Source organism: Methylobacterium sp. OAE515, assembly GCF_041806315.1.
GTDB classification, from domain to species: domain Bacteria; phylum Pseudomonadota; class Alphaproteobacteria; order Rhizobiales; family Beijerinckiaceae; genus Methylobacterium; species Methylobacterium tardum.
Window position 1 is genome coordinate 977001 of sequence record NZ_JBGMUV010000001.1, and the last position, 16848, is coordinate 993848.

The 16848-nt window shown below is 63.8% G+C and carries 24 protein-coding genes; 4 read left to right on the plus strand and 20 right to left on the minus strand.

The window, feature by feature from the left end; genetic code table 11:
- Nucleotides 1-154: 154 nt before the first annotated feature.
- Both ABIE45_RS04725 and ABIE45_RS04730 read left to right on the plus strand, forming a co-directional pair.
- A complete protein-coding gene (locus ABIE45_RS04725) occupies nucleotides 155-523 on the plus strand; it encodes a hypothetical protein (RefSeq protein ID WP_192709757.1) in 369 nt (122 codons plus the stop codon).
- 112 nt (nucleotides 524-635) lie between these two features.
- On the plus strand, nucleotides 636-875 hold the full coding sequence (locus ABIE45_RS04730; RefSeq protein WP_192709756.1) for a hypothetical protein: 240 nt from the start codon (nucleotides 636-638) through the stop codon (nucleotides 873-875).
- Here ABIE45_RS04730 and ABIE45_RS04735 read toward each other — a convergent pair.
- From ABIE45_RS04735 to ABIE45_RS04755, 5 genes are all read right to left on the minus strand, one after another.
- Nucleotides 850-996: a hypothetical protein gene (locus ABIE45_RS04735; protein ID WP_192709755.1), complete on the minus strand. Its 147-nt coding sequence runs from the start codon at nucleotides 994-996 to the stop codon at nucleotides 850-852. The two genes, ABIE45_RS04730 and ABIE45_RS04735, sit on opposite strands and share 26 nt — an antisense overlap.
- Nucleotides 997-1083: 87 nt before the next feature.
- The gene (locus ABIE45_RS04740; protein ID WP_192709754.1) at nucleotides 1084-1242 is read right to left on the minus strand and encodes a hypothetical protein; all 159 of its coding nucleotides are present in this window, start codon (nucleotides 1240-1242) and stop codon (nucleotides 1084-1086) included.
- Entirely contained in the window at nucleotides 1229-1702 is a 474-nt protein-coding gene (locus ABIE45_RS04745) for a hypothetical protein (protein ID WP_192709753.1), read from the minus strand. Before ABIE45_RS04745 ends, ABIE45_RS04740 begins: the two co-directional genes overlap by 14 nt.
- Before the next feature lie 63 nt (nucleotides 1703-1765).
- A complete protein-coding gene (locus ABIE45_RS04750) occupies nucleotides 1766-2044 on the minus strand; it encodes a hypothetical protein (protein WP_192709752.1) in 279 nt (92 codons plus the stop codon).
- 50 nt (nucleotides 2045-2094) lie between these two features.
- Complete coding sequence (locus ABIE45_RS04755) at nucleotides 2095-2265, minus strand: hypothetical protein (protein WP_192709751.1); 171 nt, start codon at nucleotides 2263-2265, stop codon at nucleotides 2095-2097.
- A 379-nt stretch (nucleotides 2266-2644) separates the two neighbouring features.
- On the opposite strand from ABIE45_RS04755, the gene ABIE45_RS04760 reads away from it, so the two are divergent.
- Entirely contained in the window at nucleotides 2645-3025 is a 381-nt protein-coding gene (locus ABIE45_RS04760) for a lysozyme inhibitor LprI family protein (protein WP_192709750.1), read from the plus strand.
- Nucleotides 3026-3172: 147 nt separating this feature from the next.
- Here ABIE45_RS04760 and ABIE45_RS04765 read toward each other — a convergent pair whose 3' ends face one another.
- The 10 genes from ABIE45_RS04765 to ABIE45_RS04810 all read right to left on the minus strand — a co-directional run bounded on the left by ABIE45_RS04765 (nucleotide 3173) and on the right by ABIE45_RS04810 (nucleotide 12196).
- Nucleotides 3173-3853, minus strand: a complete 681-nt coding sequence (locus ABIE45_RS04765; protein ID WP_192709749.1) for a hypothetical protein — start codon at nucleotides 3851-3853, stop codon at nucleotides 3173-3175.
- Nucleotides 3822-4022 (minus strand): hypothetical protein, encoded by a 201-nt coding sequence (locus tag ABIE45_RS04770; RefSeq protein ID WP_192709748.1) that lies wholly within the window; start codon nucleotides 4020-4022, stop codon nucleotides 3822-3824. The genes ABIE45_RS04765 and ABIE45_RS04770 overlap by 32 nt, the downstream gene beginning before the upstream one ends.
- An 18-nt stretch (nucleotides 4023-4040) precedes the next feature.
- Nucleotides 4041-7370, minus strand: a complete 3330-nt coding sequence (locus ABIE45_RS04775; protein WP_192709747.1) for a phage tail length tape measure family protein — start codon at nucleotides 7368-7370, stop codon at nucleotides 4041-4043.
- The gene (locus ABIE45_RS04780) at nucleotides 7357-7653 is read right to left on the minus strand and encodes a hypothetical protein (protein WP_373622174.1); all 297 of its coding nucleotides are present in this window, start codon (nucleotides 7651-7653) and stop codon (nucleotides 7357-7359) included. The genes ABIE45_RS04775 and ABIE45_RS04780 overlap by 14 nt, the downstream gene beginning before the upstream one ends.
- Before the next feature lie 26 nt (nucleotides 7654-7679).
- Nucleotides 7680-8009, minus strand: coding sequence for a hypothetical protein (locus tag ABIE45_RS04785; protein WP_192709745.1), 330 nt, complete (start codon nucleotides 8007-8009; stop codon nucleotides 7680-7682).
- Between the two features lie 122 nt (nucleotides 8010-8131).
- A complete protein-coding gene (locus tag ABIE45_RS04790; RefSeq protein ID WP_192709744.1) occupies nucleotides 8132-8689 on the minus strand; it encodes a recombinase family protein in 558 nt (185 codons plus the stop codon).
- A 354-nt stretch (nucleotides 8690-9043) separates the two neighbouring features.
- Complete coding sequence (locus ABIE45_RS04795; protein ID WP_192709743.1) at nucleotides 9044-10456, minus strand: ATP-binding protein; 1413 nt, start codon at nucleotides 10454-10456, stop codon at nucleotides 9044-9046.
- A 281-nt stretch (nucleotides 10457-10737) separates the two neighbouring features.
- Nucleotides 10738-11301 carry a DUF2268 domain-containing putative Zn-dependent protease gene (locus ABIE45_RS04800; RefSeq protein WP_373622175.1) on the minus strand — a complete coding sequence of 188 codons (564 nt, stop codon included), beginning with the start codon at nucleotides 11299-11301 and terminating at the stop codon, nucleotides 10738-10740.
- Between the two features lie 277 nt (nucleotides 11302-11578).
- Nucleotides 11579-11818: a hypothetical protein gene (locus ABIE45_RS04805; RefSeq protein ID WP_192709741.1), complete on the minus strand. Its 240-nt coding sequence runs from the start codon at nucleotides 11816-11818 to the stop codon at nucleotides 11579-11581.
- A gap of 225 nt (nucleotides 11819-12043) precedes the next feature.
- A complete protein-coding gene (locus ABIE45_RS04810) occupies nucleotides 12044-12196 on the minus strand; it encodes a hypothetical protein (protein WP_192709740.1) in 153 nt (50 codons plus the stop codon).
- A gap of 182 nt (nucleotides 12197-12378) precedes the next feature.
- On the opposite strand from ABIE45_RS04810, the gene ABIE45_RS04815 reads away from it, so the two are divergent.
- A complete protein-coding gene (locus ABIE45_RS04815; RefSeq protein ID WP_192709739.1) occupies nucleotides 12379-12849 on the plus strand; it encodes a hypothetical protein in 471 nt (156 codons plus the stop codon).
- Nucleotides 12850-12879: 30 nt separating this feature from the next.
- Here the strand turns inward: ABIE45_RS04815 and ABIE45_RS04820 are convergent, their stop codons facing one another.
- The 5 genes from ABIE45_RS04820 to ABIE45_RS04840 form a co-directional block, all read right to left on the minus strand.
- Entirely contained in the window at nucleotides 12880-13422 is a 543-nt protein-coding gene (locus ABIE45_RS04820) for a hypothetical protein (protein WP_192709738.1), read from the minus strand.
- 231 nt (nucleotides 13423-13653) lie between these two features.
- A complete protein-coding gene (locus ABIE45_RS04825) occupies nucleotides 13654-14007 on the minus strand; it encodes an HNH endonuclease signature motif containing protein (RefSeq protein WP_192709737.1) in 354 nt (117 codons plus the stop codon).
- A 724-nt stretch (nucleotides 14008-14731) separates the two neighbouring features.
- A complete protein-coding gene (locus tag ABIE45_RS04830) occupies nucleotides 14732-15319 on the minus strand; it encodes a hypothetical protein (RefSeq protein ID WP_192709736.1) in 588 nt (195 codons plus the stop codon).
- Between the two features lie 582 nt (nucleotides 15320-15901).
- Nucleotides 15902-16393, minus strand: a complete 492-nt coding sequence (locus tag ABIE45_RS04835) for a hypothetical protein (protein WP_192709735.1) — start codon at nucleotides 16391-16393, stop codon at nucleotides 15902-15904.
- Entirely contained in the window at nucleotides 16390-16728 is a 339-nt protein-coding gene (locus ABIE45_RS04840; RefSeq protein WP_192709734.1) for a hypothetical protein, read from the minus strand. Before ABIE45_RS04840 ends, ABIE45_RS04835 begins: the two co-directional genes overlap by 4 nt.
- Between the last annotated feature and the right edge of the window lie 120 nt (nucleotides 16729-16848).

Here is a 16848-nt window from a genome sequence, read left to right on the forward strand (position 1 = left end):
CTTTGGTCGCTCGCACTCGCGATCATCGATTCTGCAGCGCCCATTTCGTCAGGCCCAACCTGTAGCAGCAACACTTGGCTCGACCAAGGCGCCTCGTGGCTCCCAGTTAAGATGGGTGGTGCCTCGTTAACGCAGTATGCCTACCTCTACGACAATGTCAGACCTCCAGCCCACCGTCGCCTCCTGGCGCGACCAGATCGAGCGCCTGTCCGAGCATGCCTCGCCGTGTCGGTATCTCCTGCCGGCGAAGTGGAAGGTGATGCGCGAGAACGCGCTGGCCTTCCTCGACCAGCACGGCGCCGAGGCGCACCGGCTCGGCTGGACGGCGGAGCAGCTGTTCGGGGTCCATCCGGAGCACGGCTTCCTGCGCGTGGAATATGCCGGCGCGCTGATGGTGAACGAGCGGCCGGTGGTCGGTGTCGAGCCTGACCGGATCGTGTTCGACCGCTTCTCCGGCTACCGGACGAAGCCGGGTCAGACCTGGGGGCCTCCCGTCTGGGAATTTGCTGCTCGCGCCCGTTGAGGCGCCGGTGGCACGTGTCTCGCTCGGCAACGCTTAACCTCTGTCTGAAACTGGACCGAACTATCGTCCTGGGCGTGGGTTCGCCCATGATGGAGCCAGGATGGAGGCGCGGGTGCCGCGTTACTTCTTCAACGTCCACGATGGTCGCAGCGAGATCGACACCGAGGGCACAGAACTGGCCGATCAGGACGCTGCGCGACTTATGGGCGTCCAGCTCGCTGGCGAGATCCTGAAGGACGAGGGGTATCGCCAGATGCTCGGTGATACGTGGCATCTAGATGTTCTGGATGGCGCAGACGGGGTCGTTTGCCGGGTCGATGTGAGCGTCAGCGTCCCGATCCCGAGCGGTTGAACGACGCCCCTCCGGCTCCTCCGGTCGCCCGCCGCTCCGCCTCATCCTCTGCCGCATGCTGCTTCTTCGTGGCGATCAGCAGGTCGAGGTAGGCGATGGCATCCTCGTGGGCCTGCATCACGCGGACGTCGCCGATGCTCTGCCCGATCTGCCAGCGGTGCCATGAGCGCAGACGAGAGCGCCTGCAGGTAGCCGCCCTGCTCGTCGGTCACGACGTGGAGCCGCGCTCGATCGCATCGGTCAGCGCGCGTGCGATCACCTTCGCCGCCGCGAGTCCCTCCGCGGGCGAGACCCGCCTCGTTTGGGTCTGCCGCTCCCGACCGGCCGCCACGTAGATGTAGGCCGCGACCACGTCACCCGAATCCATCACCTTCACGGCCTCCTCCAGCTGCACGATCCGCAGCGGGAGGGTCAGGCCGAAGGGGTTGGAAGCATCGCCAGGCATCGGGGTCCTCCATCAGCCCCCGGCTCATGGCGATCCTCACAATCTCCGCATCGCTGAACAGCAGGTCGCCGATACGCCACCGGTCCATCTCCTCTCCAACCGGCTCGACGGCGATGCCGGCGGCTTTCAGGGCCGCGACGGCCTTGAGGACCGGATCAGTTTCGTCGCCCATGCGCGACGCCATCAATGCCGCAGCCAGCCGAGTCTGAGCCTCCACGACCCGTTCTTCGTCGGTCCGAATGGGCATATCAGCGGCTACCGCCTCGGCGATGCGCCGCGTGGCTGCCTCGTCCAGACCGAGCCCGCCCGCGAATCCATGCAAGCGCCGCATCATGTGCTGGATCGCGGCACGCTCATGCGTGGCTTCAGGATCGTCGCTCATGGCTTTGTCGTTCGGCGCCGAGGTCGTGGCGGGTGTCGGGACAAGCCTGGGGCTACGTGACGGTCACTCGTCAACCGAGGCCGGTCCGGACCGAGCAGGGCGGCCCGGCCACCGCACTTTAACGCCGTTGATCTCGGCCTGCTCCCGCCGCTTCCCAGACAGCTCCGGAGCGAGACCAGTTTGCCGCGAGCTAATGACCTCTAACGGCAGATCGCGCGTGATGATGGCCGCCAGCCGAGAGCCGGCGGCCGCCTCGTCAAATTCAATGGCGAAAGGTGCATTGATCCCGGCCCGCGCGAGAGCACGTTTGAGGGTGGCGATCGCGTCGACGATCCTCTGCACTTCTCTCATCGTGCTACCCCCTCACCGGATGAGAGCTACTGGAGGTGGCCTCAGCCGTCCATGAGACCCATTCGCGTCGCCTCGTCGAGAAGCTCGGCGCCGGTCATCACCTCACCGTTCACACGCCAAAGGCAAGGATCCTCGACGAACGGCTCAACCATATAACCAGCCGCAATCAGGGATGACACGGCTTCGGGTATCGGATCGCTGGCTTGGCTCATGCCTTCACCGGGTGGAAGAGGGTTCAGAGACTCATTGTCCAGACAATGACCATCGCGCCAGCCAAGAACATGGCTGAGGAAACGAGTACGGCAACCTCTTCACGGTGCCGGTGGACAAAGGCTTGGGGCAGAGCGAGCATGGCAATCGGATCGGGTGTCAGTTGATCCTCATCGCGCTCGAACGTTGATCATGCACGGGCAAACAGCGTCGTCCACAGCACGATGTTCGGCAGTGTCGCGGAGCCGACACAGCCTGCTGCCCGTCCCAGGATTCGGGTACGTCTGAGGGATGCGAGTCGCGTTTCTATCGATCCTCCTGGCCGGTGCTAGCCTGTCGACAGCCATGGCAGCCGAAGGCCTGCCGACAGACGACCCCACGTTGAAACCGTACCAAGAGCGTACCGCAACGTATGTCGGGCGCTGCGAGGGCGACCTATCGCACGTCGGCAAGTCTGACTGCCTCTACGATCAGACCAAGGCGCTCCGCATCCGCGTGAAGGCGGAGCTGAAGAAGCGCCTCGCCGACGCCGAGGCTACGGTCGCCTATGGCTCGATAGGGGGGATGTCGGGGGCTGAGCGCGCCAACGCGGAGAAGCGGGCCGTTCTGAAGGGACAGGCCACGTGGGAAGCCTACACGAAGGCCGTATGTGATGAGGCGGCCGCACAGGTTGAGCGGAACGGCGGGAATGGTGGGGACTTGGAGGCGGGCAACTGCATGATCCGCCACCTCGTGAATCGCTACAACGAATTGCGCCGCTGAGGCTGGCGCGCGCTCTATTGGAAATGCGCGTGGCCCTGGTGGCTCCGATCCAACCTGGAATTGCCCGACCCCGGGACCGATGTCGGGCGTCCTCCCGGGGCCGAGCCTTCACCCGCCGGACCTTTCGGCAGGTGATTTCTGATCGCGTCAGGATCCGGCCATGAGAGCGAATAGCTCCTCACGCCGTGAAACGCGCGGGGGCTCTTCATCGTCCGGCAGGTCGAGGATCCGGGTCTCGATGCGGTCCCGATACACGGCCGTGATCTGCGCGAAGTCACCGACGAAGCTGCCAGGCATCTGCTGCTGAGCCCTGATCAGCGAGGCCGCACCGGTCTCAGGATCGAAGCCCGAGTCGTCCCGCAGGAAGTTCACACCGCCCATCCGGGCGAGGAGGCTGCCGTCATTCGGCCCCACAACGCCCTCTGTCGAGGCCACCTCGAAAGGCTGGAGCCCATGCTTGGCATGGTCGCAGACGAGGTAACAGCTCGGATAGTTCGCGCCGAACCGCCAGCCCACCACCACCACATCGTGGCTTGTCAGATCGGGCGCCCTCGCCCGCATGGCGGTCACAGTGTCCCGCAGATCGTCGCCGAGATGGGCCACAACGTCGCCGAGGTCGGTCCGGTTGTGGACGATGCGGGAATAGAGCGCCACGAGAAGCGCCGCGCAGCCTCGCACGCCAATGGCCGCATTCATGTGCGGCAGGGGCAGCACCTTCGGCCGAGAGACGCCCTCGCATCCGGGCTGGCCCAGAAAGCCGTCCCACGTCTGGCCGTCCGAGATGATGTAGCCGGCCTCAGGCCTGAGGATCGCATTCACCGCTGTCATCGGTCCGCTCCTCTGCTGTCGTGAGGGTGAAGGTCAGGCTGCCGGTCGCCGCCGTCAGGATCGAATAGCCAAGGATCGTTCCGCCGGTCAGGCCGAAGCCGATGTCGAGAGCGGCCACAGAAGCGAGTCCGACCTCGCCCAGGACCGCGGTTCCGACTGCTTGGGGCATCGTGTGATCTCCTCAGGCTCAGCCGTACCGGCGCTTGTGGTTCGCGACGTATCCGCCAATGCTGCGCTGCAGGTGCGTGTCATAGGTCTGAAGGCCTTGAGACACGCCGCGCGAGATGGCGGCCTGCACCTCTGCGTTCCCCTGAGCGCCGCGGGCGTCGATCGCGATCTGAACGGGGCCGCTCGGCGCCGGCGCATTCACGTTAGCCGCCGGCACAGGTGGGACGGGACCTGAAATGGCTGGCATCGTCACCAAGCCGCCATCGGCATAGCCGGGGAAGCCGCGCCGCATCCGGTCGACCACGTGGGGGCCGCCCCATCGGGCAACGTCGTTCTGCGAGAACACTACCTCGCCTGCGTGCACGACGCCGGCCGGCTGTAGACGCCCGCCCGGACCGGTGTAACCTCCCTCGGAGAAGCCGAACAACGAACCGAGCCCCCCGCCGGATTTGAACGCGCTCCCGATCAGGCTGTCGATCGCGCCGCCCAGGATCTTGTCCCCGATCCGGGATAGGGCACTGCTGAAGGCACTGGCGGCGTTCGTGCCGTGGCTGAGGCTGGTGGCGAATGACGTCGCCGCATCCGTCAGGGTGGTGCGAGCATCGCTCAACATGGCGTTGTCCCGGGCCGCACCGATGAATGCGGTTGCCTGCGGGCTGGTGGTATCGCCGAAGGTCGAGCGAGCCTTCGCAAAGGCTCCCTGGTCGTATCGATCCCGGCCGAGCTGATCGCGGTCGAATTCCAGATCGCGGCCGGCCCGGGTGCCTGCGAGGGTTCGGGTGGCATTCGCCATGGCCGCCGACGTCTCGGCGAACTCCTTCCGGAGCGCCGGGGTGATGTCCCGGCCCTGACTGATCGCCTCATTGAGGAGCTGCTGCTCACGGGTGGCGGCATCGAGCGCCGCGCCGTTGCGGCCGAGGAACTGCGAATTGAGCTCCACAAGCCGGTTCTCATTCTCCAGCGCCCGGGCCCGCGTGTCGGTCCCAGCGATCTCCTGGCTTGTGGTCGGCGCATTCATGGTGCGCTGGATCCGGGCATAAGCCGCCCGGGCCGCGGCCGAGTCCCCGGAGCTGTTCGGGCCATCGTGGTAATAGCCATACGCCAAGGCCTGATCGCCGTTGGCGCGGTCGAGCTGCTGCCGGAGGTAGCGGAAGCCGCCCAAGACGTTCTGCGCGGGGTCGGACGGGTCGACCCCCATTTCCCGCGCCGTGCCTGGCTGAAGCTGCATCAGGCCATAGGCATGGCTGCGCGCGTCATTCGGCCGGGCGGAGGTGTTGAAGCTCGACTCCGCCTTCGACACCGCAATTCCGTAATCCAGCGGGACGCCGGTCTGAGCGGCCGCGTCGAGGTAGAACTGCCGTAGGTTCGCCGGCACGGTGTTGATGAGGCCGGAGCGCTGCGTCTCCGCGATCGTGGCCTCGCGCTGCGCGGTCTGGAGCCGGGTGACCCGTTCCAATTCCAAGGTCTGCATTTGCTCGAACCGCTTGGACGGCTCGAGGTTTTTGGCCTCAAGGTCCCGCTGGCGGTTGGCGAATTCGAACTCGATCTCCGCCGAGGTACGGCCGAGCCCGGAACGTCCGACCTGCGAGGCGTCGAATTGTGCCCGGCGGAGGCTGTCTGCCATGGCCGATCCGCCCGCCTTCAGGTCCTCCGCGATCCGGCGGGCGGATGCCTCGAAACCCTCCATGGTGCGCCGGCTCTCTCCGTTCGGGTCGATCACGCCGGCGGCAAGGTCGGTCCGGATCTTCGTGGCCGCGTCCTGGGCCTTCTTGAGCGCCTCGCCCTCGGGGTTGGCGCCCTGCACGATCCGGTTCACCGCGAGGCTACGTTGCGCCAGGTCGGAGGTGCGGCTGCGCTGCGCGGCCTGATCGATCTCGCCTTGCACCTTCGCGATATCAGCCCGGATTTGCCCCTCATCGAACCCGAGAAGGCTATCGAACAGCCCGCCGGCCGCGCCCTTATTCCGCTGCCGGAAGTCGAGCTGCCCCTGGAGCGCCTTCATCCGCTGCTCAGCGTCACCGCCACCGAGCCCGCGGTCGACGAATTTGCCGATCGCATCGAACTCGTTGCTCGTGTTCCTGCTGAACTCCTGCCATTGACGGGAGAAGAACCCGAGGCGGGCGTCCGCCTTCTCCACCGAGCCCGCAAAGGCATCGAATAGCGCCCGCTGCGCGCCGAGCCGGTTGCCCTGTGCGTCGAGGCGGGAAATCGTCTCCTGAGCCTCCGCGTCGAGGAAGCCGAGCTGCGCATTCAACTTCGCGGCGCCGGCCGTGGGATCCGCGAAAGCCTCCGCCAGCGCCTTCGTAGCCTCCGGAAGCTCCTGGCGGGTCGTGGTCGCATAATCCCGGGCGGCGCTCAGGAGCTTGCCGTACATTTCCGAGCCGATCCGGCCCGTCGAGGCGAACTCGCCCGCCATATCCCGCGCCGCCGACACACTGAGCCCCGCCGGGCCGGCCGATGCCGCTGCAATGGCGTTGATCTGGCCGAGGGACGTGCCGGACGCGCGCCCCATGCCGGCGAGCGACAGGGATAGGTCTTTCTGCTGCTGCTCATAGGCCGCCAGCGCCGCAGCACCGGTGCCGAGGGCAGCCGTGACCGCACCGACCGCCAGACCGACCGGGCCGAGCTTCGAGGCAACCGAAGTGGCGCCATCCGCGATCGATCCGAGCTTCTCCCCGAAGCCGGCGGCGATGTCCTTCGGGCCGAGGCCTCCCATCTGGGCGATAGCGAGCGCCTGCGGACCCTGCTGGAGTGCGGCGCGGATCGGGGAGGCGCCGGAAATGACCTGCTCGAAGAAATCCTTCCCCTGGAATGCGAGGTCCTGGAGAAGCTGTCCGCGGTAGGCGTCGCTGATCTGGCTGTGCCCGCCGTTCGAGTTGGCCGCCGCCGGCATGCCGAGGCCGGACAGCTTCCGGGCCGCCTCTACATTCGCCAGGGCCTTCGATCCCTGGTCCCCGAGGTCGCGCCACATCCGCTGTTGCGCCTGTCCCGCGCGCATCGCCGCCTGTTCCAAGCCGCCGAAACGGGACTGAAGCAGGCCCACCGTCCGCTCATAGCTGGCGGCATCGGCAACGCCCTGCTGAAACGCCGCGTTCGCGATACGCATCCCTCGTTCCATGGCCTGTTGCGCCCGAGCGGTGGAGTCGATCTTAGCCACCATCCGATCATAGGCGCCGGCAATGCTCAGCGTGCGCTTGCTCGCCGTGTCGGTGGTGATGCTGGCCGCCTCCGCCGCTTCCCCCATGCGGGTCTGAGCGGCTGCAACGGCGTCGGCATCCGCTCGAACCTTGTCGGCGCCGGTGCTCTGGTACGCGATCGTGACGCGGCGGATGCTCTCAATGGACGGCATGGGGTGTCCCTGCGTTGCCGTTCGCGGCGCGGGCGGCGAGTGCGTAAGCGTCGAGGCGGTCGGTCGCCGTGCGGTGGAATGTGCTGAGGAAGGCCTTCACCCACGGGGCCGGAATGCCGGCTTCCAGATAGGTCTCGGCCATATTCACCGCGGCATCGGCCGCCCGATCTGTCAGGGCGTCGATGCGCGTATTGTCGGCCATCTCGTCCGGGGTGAGGCTGGCGACGTGCTGCGCGATCGCGTCCACGGCCTCAATGGCCATGCTGCGGCCGGCCGCCTTCAAATCGCCGCGGGTCCGTCTCGGCACGGTCATGAGCGCGCTACCGTGTCGGCGACCATGCGCCGGCGGGCCGCCGCGCTCGGGGGCATCGGAAGGGTAACGAGGGCGGCGTAGGCCTCCCGGATGCGGGCCTCGTACTCCTGCAGCTCAGTGGTCAATTCGGAGAGGCGGGCTCGATGCTCCGGCGGCAGGGCATGCCAATGGCGATCGACGGATGCGCGGCCGACGCCGAACCGGTCCGCGATCGTCTGAAGGGAATCCCCGGCCGCGCGGGCGAGCTCGATCTCGGCACATGCAGGATGCATGGCGATGCTCGGCTTGCGGCCCGGTCTCGAACGGGTGGGGGTCTCGGTCGACATGCGCGGGCCTCCGGTGATCCGGTGAGGTGCCCGCGGCCACCCTCTCAGGGGCCCTATGGCATGTACGGTACCGGCTCAGGCCAGCAGCGACGTCACAGAATATCGCGCCGCTTCGTCCCGGATCAAGCTGAAGCCTTCGGGTTGAGCACTCTATGCACGGACCCTTTGCCGATCCCGAGTTGCGCGGCGATGGCCCCCATACTGAGCCCCTGGCCGGCCAACGCCTCGATCTCCGCCGCCCTCGCCTGGACGGTTGGCTTCCGGCCTCGATATTTGCCCTCGCCCTTTGCCTTCGCGATCCCCTCGCGCTGGCGCTCCAGCATCATCTCGCGCTCGAACTGGGCGACACCGGCCATGACGTTGAGCATCAGCTTGCCGGTGGGAGTCGACGTGTCGACGCCGAGGTTGACGATGCGTAGGGCAACACGCTTCGCCTCGAGGACCTCAATGATCCTACCTAGATGGGAGACGGACCGAGCGAGCCGATCCAGCTTGGTCACCACCAGGGTGTCACCCTCGCGGACGAAGTCGAGCACCGCGTTGAGCTGGGCCCGGGGCGCCACCGATGACACCTGCTCCCGATACAGCTTCTCGCAGCCGAGCGCGGTCAAGTCTCGAACCTGAGCCTCCAGGCCGGCCTCCTGTTCCAGGGTGCTGACGCGCGCATATCCGACGATCACGGGACGATCCGTTCCAATAGGCTTTTAGGCGTGGTGCTCGCGCGCGTTCCGAAATGCAATTGAATTTAATTGGAACCGCGAAGCCGAAATGGCGGAACGTTCCACTGGGGCTTGCCCTATTGGACCGATCCCGACGTTGCGCCTGACACATGAGCTACGAGCAACAGGGCCCGAGGCGAGCGCGACGGCGGCTATGGGTGGTTTGCTGCCGGTCTGTTTTTGGGCAGTAACCGATGAAAGCAGGCATAGCCTCCGTACCTGCTCACGACCCATATAAGGCTTTCGATGAGGCCGCCTGTGGCAGGTTGCAGATCTGCGCGACAACTGTCTTGGACCGCGAATGCATGCGCAACCTCAACTCTCCCGGCTGAGTACACGCTTCAAAGCATTTTCTGAGAATACCTCTTTGAATGTGTATCCATTGAATACAGAAACGACCTGAGCCATGACATTTGTAATATATGGCGCAAGAGCACTATACGGCGTATCCCCACTAATTGTTATTGTGGCATCGACAGCATCGTCCTCTGCCACATAGCGACTAGGTCCAAACATAGCTATCGAACTCCCCCAAGCTGAAAGAGATCGGTGCCTAAGACCAGTCCATCGAAATGATAAAGCGAGTTCAACATCAGGTAAGATGTGTTCAGACAATTTGGCAAAGGAAAGGCCCGCTATCAGAGCCTCAGCAACTCTCCTTGCCATAAGTCCCGGATCGAAAAACTTGCCGGGGATCGCCTCTCGTGCTCGCGCACTTGCATCGTCGTCATGGGCGCGCCACAGGTAATATCGTCCAGTCGGCTCAAAACGCATAAAATCGAGGTGGTCCCACAACAAGGGCTCGCTTATGACGACCTCCCAGCCTCCAGCAAAAACTTTGGGCCTATCCGCTTTATCCTCAAATCCACGTGTATCCATCCAAATAGGCCAACCGCTGAGCTGAGGATTATTGCTCATTAATAGACTATAGAAATTTTCATCAGCATTATAGCCCGACAACGGAGGTGAGGTAACGCATGCCACTTCCCAGCCACCAAGTGCGTGGCGAACCGCGGTTTCGCCCAGGCCGCCAAGTCTAAGTCTTTCTTGAAATCTATCGTATCCGGCATCCAGAAATTTCTTAGATTGTTCGATTAAGGTTGGCGGAGATACTTGTGGACTGAACGCGGATCTCAGAGCGCCCAGTTGAGATGGGTCAGCCAATCCCGCTGCGACATGTCGCCGAACGAACCTACCTAGGTCAGCTTCGCGGTTCTCTAAGCAGATTTCGATGATGTCTGACCAGTCGGTTGCTTGCGCAGCGGCGGTACTGACGGTCATGTTAGAACGCAATGTTCTAAAATATACGTCACCATTTTTGATGAGTTTTATTTTCGTTGCGTCTTCAAGATCTCTTTTGGCGGCCACCGGAACACGAACGCCAGGAGGGACCCGGATGATGACTAACGTCTGTCCGTCTCGAACTGGGTAGGCTATTTCAATTTCAAAGGGTTGCGACGCGTACCTTCCTATCAGCGTCTGAATTATGTCAATATGAAACATATCCTCTGTTTTGAATGTCCGGCTTGGACGATCGACCTGATGACTTTTGTCATCAATACCGATAACAAGATATCCTCCGTCGCGATTGCGAAGCCCCAAGCAGGCCTTCACAATTTTTGCGCTGCCTTCCAATTCGTCGGGGTAAATCCATCGCTTCAATTCGGTGCTCAAACTTTCGCTAGGGTGATCTACGAGCTGTTGGGCGACGGAGGAGTCAATTGGCATTGAAACCACATAAGATGATGAGCGCAAAAATCAGCTTTAGGCGCGAGCGCTGAACCCGCAAGCTGTTGCTTCGAAGCTAAACGAAGGATGGGGCGGAAACAACGAGTAATTACGATCGACGCTGCCTCAGGGGCGATTTGGTGCAGGACTGCTCCGTGCGGTCACTGCTGCATGTCAGATGAACTCTATTAAGCGGCGGTAGCGAATGTCCGCTTCCGGGGAACGCTGACAGGGCTTCCGGCGGCTGAGGAGGGTCAGAAGCGGACCCTGCTGGTCGGTGGTTAGAGGTTCGACAGCGTGCGTCCGCGGGCTGCCTTAATGACTTCGTGCGCGGGGATGTTGACCCAGGCATCGCCGCTGATGTCCGACCCCGCTTCCAGCCAGTCGCCCACAATTCGGTAGCCGAGGGTGTAGCCGAGCCAGCGCGGATATCGTCCCCCAAGGCCGTAGAACCATGCGCGGTGGTCGTGCCCGTTGCCTACGAGCATCGCATTGTCCGGCAAGTTGGCCGCAAGCACCTCGTCCGTCACGGCGCATTCCCATGGCTCAGGCGGCGAGTTGAAGAGGCGGCTGACGAACTGCCCCGCCAAGCCTTCGCTCACGAGGGCCTCACCCAGCGTCCAGCCGTAACCGGGACCAGCCATGCGCATGCAGTGGTGAGCCTCGTGCGCCACGGTCCGGCGCAGATCCCCATCACGCAGCGCGCGCGCGAAGTTGGAGTTGTCGGGGTCGATGGTGAGGGAGAACAGGCCAGGGCGCATGGCCTGTCCCGTCGTACCCGTCTCTGGGATCACCGCGCCGGGCAGGCGCTGCACAAGGATGTCGAGCGGCGACACCGGCAGCACGCCCGCTACGGCCTCTCTAGTGATCTCGACCTCCTCAGCGATGGTGCTACGCCAGGGACCCAGATCGCCGGACGCCTCAAGCCAGTGTAGTCGCCATGGCATCGCCACACCTCGTTGGGCCTCACATCCTGATCCTGCTGCGAGTCTACGACGCTGACGGTGTGGAAGTCAGCAGTTGGACCACCCTGGATGAGGTCGCGCATCCGGATCTGACTCTGAGAAACTGCCCGTCGGCGCTTTGCAGGCTGAGATGCATCGGCCGCCCTGCCGAACCTCGTCAGCTGTCCGGTTGACCGGCAAGGCGCTGAGCTTCGCGAAGGGCATCGATTACATCGCCGAGCCGAGAGGCTGGGATACGCAAGCCCTTCTGTGTCTCGCGCATAGGCCCCCGGCCGGTGGTGCTGGCTATGCGGAGATCAGCACCGAGCTGCCCGGACTTTTCGCGCAGGATCACGCGGACAGACTCGCGTGCGCTCTTCGGGATTTCCGCAACAATGCGGTCTGCTTGGTCAGGCATCGGCGGCTCCAGAGACCGTAAGGCCGAGACGTCGAGCGAGGGCCTGAAGTTGGTCGAGCTCACGACGATGGCGGCGGCGCTGGTGCGCGGCGGATGCCGGCTCTGTGGGGCGCGGTTGAGGGCCAATCTCCTCCAGCACGGCGAGATGGCGGCGGGCGAGGCCTGCCAGGAATGGCGCACGGTCGCCGGGAGGCATGCGGCGGACTGCGCGGACCTGGAGGTACGTCATGCGGTCACCAAGCGCAGCAGGCGTGCGATGGCTGCCGCGAGGTCCCCAAACTGGCCGACCGGCATTCCGCTGGCGTCACGTGCGATGATGCCGGTCCCGATCGGAGTCAGGGACCCGAGGCACACGCCGTCTCGGTAGATGTCGAACATGGGAGCCCACCCTTACGCTACGCGGCGGCCTCAAATTAATTTTACAACCTATCCCATGTTCCGAATAAAAATTCAACTCAGCGGAACGGCGTAGCGTCGGTTAACCTGAAGCTGAAAAGCACCAGTCCGATTTACCGGTCGCTCAGCCGAATGCCCGACGCTCACGGAGCGGAGGCACGGCCATGCTACTCATCGGGATCCTGGGTTTTTTCCTGATGGCCATAGGCGTGGCCCATGCCATCAATGAGCATGTAAGCGGCCGCGAGAACCACGTCACCGCCTATGCGGCTTTGGCGGTGTTCGGGCTCGGCATGGTGATCGCGCCGGTTTTTATGAAAGGTCGGCCAGCAGCAGCCGTGGCCGCAGAGCCCGCTCGAGCTACTCCTGCCTCAGCAGGCCTCGCTCCCTTCAACACGCTCGCTATGGGCGAGTCTCGCGGCTACGAGATGGAATTCGGCCAATGCCTTGGCTTCCTAGCAGAAGCGGGAGGTGTCTCCGGTCAGGCACCGATCAACATTGTCGAGACCAACATCGTCCGCATGGTGCGCCTTCCGGCCTCTGACGGCTCTATCCTGCTGACGTGTAGCCGCCTTGATCGGAAGTTGGTGGTCACCCTTAGCCGGTCGCGTTGCGGGGCAGATGTGAGTTGCTGACTGCTTCGATCCTGGATGGTGGCTACCGGATCAGCCGAGCGTCTTCCTGATGTAGCTGAAGGCGTCCGATACGGCGGATCCGGCGGCTTGGGCTGCGTCCCCTGCCGAGGCCATCGCCTTCGCAGCAATGCCGGTCTCGGGCGACTGGATCGGGACTGGCTCCGGATGAAGGCGCTTCGCTGCGAGTTGGATAACGCGCCTATCGTTCTCCATGAGGGCGGCTATGCCGACGTCGGTCATGGCCAGGAGGGTCGCGCCATCCTGAAAAGCCACCTCGATCAAGGCTCGCTGCTTCGGGCCGCTATCGAGTGCCCCGAGGCCGGCACCGAGGGCAGAGGCGGCCACTGTCACCGGCATAGTGAGGTCCATCTGCTGCGCCAGAGCCAAGCCGCCGCGCAAACCGCCCAGAACCTGGCTGAGGGCAGACTGCTTCTCTCCGACGCCGCCATGAACCGTGATCGCCGCAATGGTCTCAGCGCCGCGGTCGCCGCCGGCTGGCAGCTTGAATAGGCCGGTGTCGTATTCCCCTGAGCCGCGGCCGCATTCACCCGCTACGATTGTGAGCTCGGCCACCGGTGGATCTCCTCAGGCCCATTGCGACGACACAAATTGCCGTAGCGAGGAGTGGTTCGTCGGCCAATTCCGGAATTCGTGCAAATCGGAAAAATGGCAAAATAGGCAGCGGCCGGAATTCGAATTAGGCCTGAAAATTCCGAGCCGCCCAAAAAATAAATCTGCATGGCACCTGGTGTGATGGGGCCCTAAAAGGATCTCTGGACTTTTTGCCCGCCCCCTCCCCACTGCCTACAGCAGCCCCATGCGCTCGCCCCGGGCCCGCAGCGTCTTCGAAGTGTGGCAGCTGCCGCATCTTAGGCGGATGTTCGTTTTGTCGAGCGGCGCGCCACCGTCCTTCAGCTCCGTGATGTGGTCGCAGAAGATACGCGACGGCGTGACCCCGCAGTCCTCACAGCGGTAGCCGCGCTCTGCAACCACCTCGGCACGCATCGTCTGCCACGCGCTGGTGCCGTAGAACGCCATTGCGGGATCAGCCTTCCGCCTCGCCGCATAGGTCCTGGTATCCATTGGCTTCACGGTTCGATGGTCCATCGCCTTCAACCGAGGCTGGATCAGGCGAACTTTCGGCGGCTTCCGTGCCATGGTCTGTGTCCTCGGTACACAACTGAGGCACCAACCTACCATCCAGACCAATGGCTGTCGCGCTGCGCTCTGGGGATCGACTCTAATTCATTTGCCGAGCGCAATTCCAATTCCGATTCAATCCGCATTTAATTCAAGCTGACCTAATTCGGCGCGCCCAATTCGAGCCCGTGCATTTCGCTAATTAGCTGCCGGCTGCCTGATGCTTTTGATCGGAGGACCACCGCACGGCCCCCATTCCCGGCGACCCCATTTTTTTTCTCGGCGCATTCCTCGGGATTTTTCCCACAATTCGGTCCGGTCCTCCCAAGGCGCATTCCTTAATCGGAGCCGGCCATCCCTTCCGGCTGGGTAGCGCGCCGGACGGTGCCGACCGTCGTCGGCGAGATGACGAGGCGACGCGCTATCTCTCGATCCCCGAGACCTTCGGCCAAGAGCACACGAATAGCCGCGTGCCGCTCTGCCCGATTTGGACGGTACAGCTGTCCATTCTGGACGGGCCTCGCAGGGTTCGGATCTGAATTCCCAGCGGCGCCTGCATCCTGCTCCCGAGCCGCTGGCCCATGCGCTCGATATCGGCGCGCAGGGTGGCCACGACGGCGCGGTGATCGTCTCGGCTCTGCTCTGACTCGCCGTCTGCCCAATGGCCGAGCCACGCTCCACGGGCGCGCATATCGCGAAGGGACCGCGCCGGCATGGTATTCAGGATTTCTGCAATGAGCTGCTACCTCGCCTCGCTGAATAGGTGCGGCTCGTAATAGTCGTCGACCACGTAGCGCTCATGGGTGAGGCGGTCGGTGGCTTCGTATTCGATCCAGGCCGTGGCGACGGTCTCAGGCATTGGCCAAGCCCTCGAGACTGCATCCCGCAGGCTGGCTGGCATCTGGTGGCGAGATCCGAGGCTTCCCCAGCCAGCAAGGCTGTACCCGGTCTCCCAGGTCTCGCCGAGCCCAAGAAGCGGCTCGCATGCCGCGCGCAGCGCCGCCTCTATGGGCGTGTCGGCGAATACAGCGTCCTCCGAGCCGTACCGCTGGACGATGGTGGCTGCCTCAATGCGCCGGCGGGTTTCGCGCTCCGCCCGTTCTGCTCGCATCTCCGGCGTGTTGAAAAACGCATTGAACGACTCGGCCATGGCCTGAGCCGGTATCTTCGGCTGTGGGGTGTCCAACTTGGACACTGCCTCGGCGACGGTCGTCCCGGCCTTGCTGGCCAGCGCCGTCATGCGGGCGGCGGCAGACGCCTTCTCGCCCGGGTTGGTGGTGCTGTCGTGCAGAGTGCGCACCTTCGCGAATGTCTTCAGGGCGGCAGTCATGCAGCGCTCTCTGTCTGAGGGGCCGATCCGACGAAGGCGGTAAACAGGAACGACCGCCCCGTGAGAGGCGGCCGCACCTAGCTGCGCTGCTCAATTCAACGAGCGCACGTGTTGCTCGACGGAAGCGATTGCCCCGAAATACCCGGACGCATAGTCGCCTTGGGTGCTGCCCCGAGCGCCACCGAACATATGGTGCAAGGCATCAGGCGGCTCCTACAGGCTTCCGGCTGCGCGAGACGCGGCGCTCGACAATGAAAGCTGGGCGAGGCGCCGGCTGGAGAACCGGCGGCGGTGGCGCTGCCGGCGATGGCTCGCCCACTTCTCGGACGGGAGGCATTACCGAGGTGACCTGAGCGAACACGGTGAACTCGTCATCGTGCCGCTCAGCCAAGGCACGTGCTTGAGCCTCCGCTTCGGCGAGACTGGCGTGCTCGAAAGGTCGGCTCGCGATCCGGATTAAAATCCCGGACTCTTTGTGACGCCGAGCGATCAGGTAGCCGCCGCGGATGCTTTGTCCTGGTTTCCCGATCGGACCGGCGGTCTCGGGGCATGTTGATTTCGGATATGTCATAGCGGCCTTCCTCAATGCACGTTGCAAATGAAAGGGCGGATGGCTTGCAGCGCGTAGGTGTAGGCGCTCGCGAATTCACCGTCGGGGCCGTGGTCCTCGCCGAATAGGTGCGCGAGGTAAGCGCCGAACGATCTCCGCTTCGGGAATCCTTCACTACCGAATCCCGTCTCGCGCATGCGTCGAGCCAATTCGACCGGGCCCCGATATGCCGCCGTCGACAGGTCGAGGAGTTGGGCTCGATCGTGGAAACCTTCTCGCAGGGCCTCGTTTGCTTGGTAAGCGGCGGCACGCCTCTCCTGAGCGTCAGAGCCGTCCGAGAGCCACGGGATATCCACTGCGCTCTGCGCCGCTCTCAGCGCATCAGTGACGGGGCCGCCATTGGCAATGATCCGATTCGTGTTATTCGAAGGCATGGCTTTCATCTCTTTTCGGGGGTGAGGCTGATCAGGCCGAGGGGCGCGGGCAAGCGCTTCCTCGGCCGCTTCGTTTTCGATGCGGCTCAATCGACGAATGCGTGCATGCGAGCGCGCTTGATGCCGGCGTCCTTCAGGCAAGCTAGAATCGCTTCGGCACGGGCCCGATGCACATTAATGGATTGGACCCCCGGAACGCCCCGAGGGTCCGAGTGCATCAGGGTTGCGAACCCCGGCTCGAAGCCGTCTACGAATGAGCGGGCGGCCTCATAGGCGTGCTTGGCGAGAGGATGGCTTTTCGGCACATCCACGAACGCACTGCCGCAGGTGCCGACATCCTTGCGGCCCTGACGCTCCCATGCCGCTCGGTAGGCCTGCTCACCGGCCTGCAATGCCTCCGTCAGAACTTGAGCCCAATTCGACATAGCTTTACTCCTTCCTCGATGGCGCGAGGTCGCACAGCCGCAGGTGCGGCCGATCTCTGGTGATGTGCTGGATGCTGTTGGCGTAGAGCGCGTGGCGCTCCTGGCACTGGTATATTAGAT